The sequence below is a fragment of the Pseudomonadota bacterium genome, from assembly GCA_039196715.1.
Classification (GTDB): domain Bacteria; phylum Pseudomonadota; class Gammaproteobacteria; order CALCKW01; family CALCKW01; genus CALCKW01.
In genome coordinates, this window is the sequence record JBCCUP010000004.1 from 114796 (window position 1) to 121289 (window position 6494).

Annotated in this window: 6 protein-coding genes; 4 read left to right on the top strand and 2 right to left on the bottom strand. The window is 64.5% G+C overall.

The window, feature by feature from the left end; translation table 11 throughout:
- Positions 1 to 101: 101 nt before the first annotated feature.
- Positions 102 to 1274: a M20 aminoacylase family protein gene (locus AAGA11_03435; GenBank protein MEM9601889.1), complete on the bottom strand. Its 1173-nt coding sequence runs from the start codon at positions 1272 to 1274 to the stop codon at positions 102 to 104.
- Between the two features lie 256 nt (positions 1275 to 1530).
- On the opposite strand from AAGA11_03435, the gene AAGA11_03440 reads away from it, so the two are divergent.
- The 4 genes from AAGA11_03440 (at position 1531) to AAGA11_03455 (ending at position 6246) form a co-directional block, all read left to right on the top strand.
- The gene (locus tag AAGA11_03440) at positions 1531 to 3228 is read left to right on the top strand and encodes a peptide ABC transporter substrate-binding protein (GenBank protein MEM9601890.1); all 1698 of its coding nucleotides are present in this window, start codon (positions 1531 to 1533) and stop codon (positions 3226 to 3228) included.
- Positions 3229 to 3295: 67 nt separating this feature from the next.
- Positions 3296 to 4309 (top strand): ABC transporter permease, encoded by a 1014-nt coding sequence (locus tag AAGA11_03445; GenBank protein MEM9601891.1) that lies wholly within the window; start codon positions 3296 to 3298, stop codon positions 4307 to 4309.
- Positions 4302 to 5201 (top strand): ABC transporter permease, encoded by a 900-nt coding sequence (locus AAGA11_03450; protein ID MEM9601892.1) that lies wholly within the window; start codon positions 4302 to 4304, stop codon positions 5199 to 5201. The genes AAGA11_03445 and AAGA11_03450 overlap by 8 nt, the downstream gene beginning before the upstream one ends.
- A gap of 106 nt (positions 5202 to 5307) precedes the next feature.
- Positions 5308 to 6246, top strand: a complete 939-nt coding sequence (locus AAGA11_03455) for an SRPBCC family protein (protein ID MEM9601893.1) — start codon at positions 5308 to 5310, stop codon at positions 6244 to 6246.
- A gap of 3 nt (positions 6247 to 6249) precedes the next feature.
- On the opposite strand, the gene AAGA11_03460 is transcribed toward AAGA11_03455, so the two are convergent.
- The coding region (locus AAGA11_03460) for a hypothetical protein (protein ID MEM9601894.1) at positions 6250 to 6494 on the bottom strand (245 nt) is incomplete at its 5' end.

A 6494-nucleotide genomic window follows, 5' to 3' on the forward strand; every position in this document is an offset into this window, starting at 1 on the left:
GGTATACGGTCAACTTGGGGCGGGTTTTGCGGCACCGGACGTAGCGCCCGGCACGTCGGGCACCACGCGCCTGGCGGCGGCCGTCGCTACGTCGGGCGTCGCTACGCTGCTTTCGGCAGTGCGGTCTCGACCAGTGTCACCCAGTAGGAACACCCGACGGGGATCACCTCGTCGTTGAAATCGTACGCCGGGTTGTGGAGTGCCGCGGTGTCGCCGTTGCCGATGAACATGAACGCCCCCGGCCGCTCCTGCAGCATGTAGGCGAAGTCCTCGCCGCCCATCACGGGCGCCTGGGCGCTGTCGACACGGCCGACGCCCGACACCTGTTCGGCAATCGAGACCGCGAACGCGGTTTCCGACGCCGAGTTGACCGTCATGGGATAGCCACGGGTGTAGGTGAGTTGGCCGCGCGCACCGAAGGCCGTCGGCAGGGTTGCCACGAGTTCGGTGATGCGCGCCTCACAGGTCTCGCGCATCTCGGGCACCAAGGTCCGCACGGTGCCCTTCAGCCGTGCCGACTCGGGCAGCACATTGAACGCGTCGCCGTCGGTATCGACCTTGGTTACCGAGACCACGGCCCCCTGGACGGGATCGACCGACCGCGACACCACCGTTTGCATGGCTGTGATCAGCTGCGCGACCACCACCAGGGTATCGACCGCGTTGTGCGGCATGGCGGCGTGGCCACCCTTGCCGGTGATCTCGATCTCAAAGGTGTCGGTCGCCGCCATGATCGGCCCGGGCCGGGTCGAGAAATCGCCAACCGGCAGACCCGGCATGTTGTGCAGACCGTAGACCTGCTGAATCCCGAAACGGCTCATCAGGCCGTCGTCGCACATCTCCTTGCCACCGCCACCGCCCTCCTCGGCCGGCTGGAAAATGACCACTGCCGTGCCGGCGAAGTTGCGCGTCTCGCAGAGGTGCTCCGCGGCACCGAGCAGCATCGCGGTGTGGCCGTCGTGGCCACAGGCGTGCATGACGCCCGGCACCGTGGAGGCGTGGGGCAGTCCGGTGATCTCCGGCAGCGGCAAGGCGTCCAGGTCCGCGCGCAGCCCGATGACGCGGTCGCCGGGCTCGCCGCCCTTGATCACGCCGACCACGCCAGTACGACCGAGGCCCTCGACCACCTCGTCGCAGCCGAATTCGCGTAACTTCTCTGCAACAGAGGCCGCAGTCTTGTGCACCTCGAACAGCAGCTCGGGGTGTTGGTGGTACTCGCGGCGCCACGCGGTGATGGCGTCATGGCGGTCGGCAAGGCGGTTGATGATGGGCATGGGCTCCCCCGGTGCGCGCCGCGGGCTAACCACAGCTATCGCCTCAATTAGACAACGACGGGCGCACACACACAATCTTGCAGCTGCCGGGGAATTGGTGTGTAGTGCGCGATGACCCTTGCCGACCGGCGTGCGTGCCCCACCGGACACACTCTGCCGGCCCAGAGGTAACCAACCACAACGCGCGTGCCGGCAAACCCTGCCCCACCGGGGATGGACAGCCGGACATCACCAAAGGTTCAACACGGAGAATCTCATGCGGAAACACTTTGTACTGACCGCCGCAGCGGCAGCCCTGCTGGCGAACAGCGCCTGGGCCGGGCGCGGCGACGACGGCCACGTCAACATCATTTACTGGCAGGCGGCCTCGATCCTGAACCCGTACCTGTCCGGTGGCACCAAAGACGTCGAGAGCTCCTCGATGATCATCGAACCGCTCGGTCGCTATGACGAAAACGGCAACCTCGTTGCCTGGTTGGCCGAAGAGATTCCGACCGTGGCCAACGGCGGCGTCGCTGAAGACCTGACCAGCATCACCTGGAACCTGAAGAAGGGCATCAAGTGGTCCGACGGCAGCGACTTCACCGCCGACGACGTGGTGTTCACCGCCGAGTACTGCATGGACCCGAACGGCGGCTGCCAGCAGGAAACCAAATTTGCTGACGTCGACAAGGTTGAAGCCCTCGACTCGCACACCGTCAAGATCACCTTCTCGGTCGCCAAGCCGTTTCCCTACGGCCCGTTCACCGGCGGTGAAAGCCCGATCATCCAGAAAGCGCAGTTCATGGACTGCATGGGCCCCAAAGCGCCGACCTGCACCGAGCAGAACTTCGGACCGCACGGCACCGGCCCCTTCCGCGTGACCGAGTTCCGCGCGAACGACGTGATCTCGATGGAAGCCAACCCGCACTACCGCGACCCGGACAAGCCGGCCTTCGCAACGTTGACCTTCAAAGGCGGTGGTGATGCAGCCTCCGCTGCGCGGGCCGTGCTGGAGACCGGCGAGTTCGACTACGCCTGGAACCTGCAGATCGACCCGTCGATCCTGTCCGAGATGGCCTCGGCCGGCAAAGGCAACGTGGTTTCCGCTTTCGGCACCGGCGTCGAGCGCATGATGGTCAACCTGACCAACCCGTCCTCGGAGCTGGGCGACAAGCGTTCCACGGTCGACGGCGGCCCGCACCCCTTCCTCACCGACGCCACCGTGCGGCGCGCACTGAGCCTCGCGATCGACCGCGAGACACTGGCTGCGGTCGGCTACGGCGACGCAGGCAAGCCGACCTGCAACGTGTTGCCGGCTCCGGCGATCTACGCCTCAACCGCCAACGACGAGTGCCTGGTGCAGAACATCGATCTGGCCAACCAACTGCTCGACGAAGCGGGTTGGATGCCCGGTTCCGACGGCGTTCGCGAGAAGGACGGCGTGCGACTGTCGATCCTCTACCAGACGTCCACCAACGCTGTCCGTCAGGACACGCAGGCGCTGGTGAAGCAGTGGTGGGGCGACATCGGTGTTGAAACCGAGCTGCGCAACATCGACGCCGCGGTCTTCTTCGGCGGCGATCAGTCGAGCCCGGACACCTTCCAGAAGTTCTACGCCGACATCGAGATGTACACCAACCTGTTCAACGGCACCGACCCCGAGGCCTACATGAACAACTGGACGTGCGGTGAGATCCCGTCGCCCGAGAACAACTGGCTCGGTGGCAACATGCCGCGCTACTGCAACCCCGCCTACGACGACCTGGCGGCACAGCTGGCGAAGACCGCGGCGATCGAGGACCGCGCCACGATCGCCAAGCAGATGAACGACATGCTGATGCAGGAAGGCGCGATGATCCCGCTGGTGCACCGCGGTCGCGTCTCTGCACACGGCAACTCACTCGGTGGTGTGAAGCTCAACACCTGGGACAGCGAACTCTGGAACGTGGCTGACTGGCACCGGGTGAAGTAACGCCCACCGCCAGCCGGGCCGCCTCCGGGCGGCCCGGTTCCCTTCCCTTCACCATCGCGCTGACCCCATGCTGAACTACACCCTGCGACGACTGTTGTTCGCGGTGCCCACGTTGCTGGTCATCAGCTTCATCATCTTTCTGCTCCTCGACCTCGCACCGAACGACCCGACCGGCAACCTGCCGATGACGATTCCGCCAGAGGTCAGAGAGAAAATCCGCATCAGCCTGGGGCTGGATCAACCGATCTACATCCGCTACATCAAGTGGCTGGAGCAGTTTTTCATCAGCGAACCGCTGTACGCGATCGAGCAGTGGTTCAACATCACGATCGGCGACAGCGAGAACCGCATGCGCGTGCAGTCCTGGGCGACGCGCAGCCCGGCGATGGACCTGATCGCCGAACGCCTGCCGCAGACCCTCTGGGTGGTCGGTATGTCCTACGTTGTCGGCATCCTGATCGCGCTGCCGATCGGCATCATTTCGGCCTACCGACAGTACTCGTGGTTCGACCAGGTCGGTTCCTTCGTTTCCATGGTCGGCTTTTCCGTGCCGACCTTTTTCACCGGCGTGTTGATGATCGTGATCTTCTCGGTGAAGCTCGAGTGGTTGCCGTCGATCTACGACACCACGCTCGAGGTCGTCGACCTCGAGACCTTCTGGATGCAGGTCAAGCAGATGATCATGCCGGTCATGGTGCTGGGCCTGTTCAACGCAGCTCAGCTCAGCCGTTTCATGCGCGCGTCGATGCTCGACAACCTGAACCAGGACTACGTCCGCACCGCACGGGCCAAGGGCATTCGCGAGAAAGTCGTCGTGCTCAAGCACGTGTTGCGCAATTCGTTGTCGCCGGTGGTGACGGTGCTGGCACTGGGTATCCCGACCGTGTTCGGCGGCGCCATCATCACCGAGCAGATCTTCCGCGTGAACGGCCTTGGCCAGCTGTTGATCATCGGCATCCAGGGCGCTGACATCCCGCTGGTGCAGACACTGACCTTCATTTTTGCGATCCTGATCGTGCTCTTCAACCTGATCGCCGACATCCTCTACGGCATCCTCGACCCGAGGATTCGCTATGAGTGAGCGCGGCCTCATGAACCCCGAATCGCCGTGGGGCGAGGTCTGGGTCAAGTTCAAGTCGCACAAGGGCGCGCTGATCGGCGGCGCCATTTTCGTCGCGATCATCCTGCTCGTCTCGATCGGCCCCCTGCTTTGGGACGTCGACCCGCAACGCCTCAACATCCGCGACAAGAACCAGGGGCCGTCGCTCGCACACCCGATGGGCACGGATCAGCTCGGCCGTGACACCTTCGCTCAGGTGCTGGCCGGGGGACAGGTGTCGCTCGCGGTCGGTTTCACGGCGATGTTGCTGTCGTTGATCATCGGTTCGCTGGTGGGCGTCCTGGCGGGCTACTTCAAACGGCTCGACGGATTCCTGATGCGCACGACCGATCTGTTTCTGGCGTTGCCGTTGCTGCCCTTGTTGCTGGTCATCATCATGCTGTTCCGCGACAGCCTGCGCGCGGCGTTCGGGCCGGAGACGGGCATCTTCATGCTCATCGTCTTCGTCATCGGCATCACGAGCTGGATGCAGACCGCCCGCATCGTGCGCGGCGACGTGCTCGCGATCAAGGAGCGCGAGTTCGTGCAGGCCGCCAAGAGCGTCGGCACCAATTCCTCGCGCATCATCACTCGGCACGTGCTGCCCAACGTGTTGAGCCCCATCATGGTGTCGGCCACACTTGGCATTGCCAACGCGATCATCACCGAATCGGCGCTGAGTTTCCTCGGCCTTGGCTTTCCCTCGGATTTCCCGACCTGGGGACGGCTGCTGAACGACGCAACGGCCTTCATCACCCTGGCACCCGAGCGTGTGATCTGGCCGGGGCTTGCAATCTCGCTCACCGTGTTGTCTGTGAACTACCTCGGTGATGGCCTGCGCGACGCACTCGACCCCCGTCAACGGGGCCGCTGAGCCCGGCCCCGCCGCGCCCGATCGCGAACCGGTCGATCGTGCACGCTTGAATCCGACGCGGTTTTCGTGCTGTCCTTGGCGGTGCATCGAATGCAGGAGACCGACCGTGCCCCGCTACGAGGTTCGACGCTCAATCCAGATCAACGCCACCGCTGACGCCGTGCGCGCGCTGATCAGCGATTTCCGCCGGTGGCCTGACTGGAGCCCCTGGACCATCCAGGAACCCGATTGCGCGCTCCGCTACCACGGCGAGGCCCATGCCGTGGGCAGCCGCTTCGAGTGGGACGGCGAGCGCATCGGCGCCGGCTCGATTGCACTGGTTTCCGCCACCGACACAGCACTCCAATGCGACTTGAACTTCACGCGCCCGTTCAAGAGCCAGGCCGACGTGCAGTTCCACATCGAGCCCCTCGGCGACACGCAGTGCAAGGTGAGTTGGGACATGCACTCGCAGATGCCCTTCTTTCTGTTCTTCCTGATCCCGAACATCCGCCTCTACATCGGCATGGACTACGAGCGCGGCTTGAAGATGCTCAAGGAGCTGGCCGAAACCGGCCAGGTCGCGAGCGCAGTCGGTTTTCAGGGGGAACACGCGCTCGAGAGCGTCGCCTACCTCGGCACCGAGGTCGAGTTGCCCCTCAAGGCCATCCCCGAGGCGATGGCGAAACACTACCCGGCAATCGCGGCGCTGATCGACGCCGAGAAGCTCGGTGTGGCGGGGGCGCCCTTCTGCAACAACCTCGAAGTGGACATGAAAGCCGACAGGCACCGCATGGTCATCGGCATTCCGATCGAATCACACGCGCCCCGGTCAGTCGGTGCCTACGCGACCGGTGTGCGCCCGGGCTACCGCTGCGCGCGTTTCGACCACACCGGCGCCTACGAGCACCTCGGCAATGCGTGGGCCACCGCGATGGGCTGGTTGAAACACACCAAGCGCAAGGCACACGCGGCCTCCGTTGGCATCGAGGTCTACCTCGATGACCCGGCCAGCACGCCACGGGACCAACTCAAAACTGCGCTCTACATCCCGCTCAAAGGCTGAGGCCTATCCCACGCCCCCGCAGGCCGAGCGCCACACCGCCGCAAAGCCGCTGAGGTCGAACGCGTAGACCTTGCCGTTGGGGTCGGTGAGCGCCAGCGCGTGTCGGTTTTGCAAGCCGCGTATCAACGCGTCGATTTGATCAGAGCGCACCAGATCGAGCGTGTGAGGGTGGCGTTGCGGCACGCGCGCCTCGATGCGGAACGAGAGGCCGTTGTCGTATTCGCCGCTCAGCCCCGAGGCACCGGGCG

Bases quoted from the DNA above. Each gene is read 5' to 3' on its own strand.
- AAGA11_03435 (MEM9601889.1), bottom strand. From the start codon at position 1,274: ATGCCCATCATCAACCGCCTTGCCGACCGCCATGACGCCATCACCGCG.
- AAGA11_03440 (MEM9601890.1), top strand. From the start codon at position 1,531: ATGCGGAAACACTTTGTACTGACCGCCGCAGCGGCAGCCCTGCTGGCG.
- AAGA11_03445 (MEM9601891.1), top strand. From the start codon at position 3,296: ATGCTGAACTACACCCTGCGACGACTGTTGTTCGCGGTGCCCACGTTG.
- AAGA11_03450 (MEM9601892.1), top strand. From the start codon at position 4,302: ATGAGTGAGCGCGGCCTCATGAACCCCGAATCGCCGTGGGGCGAGGTC.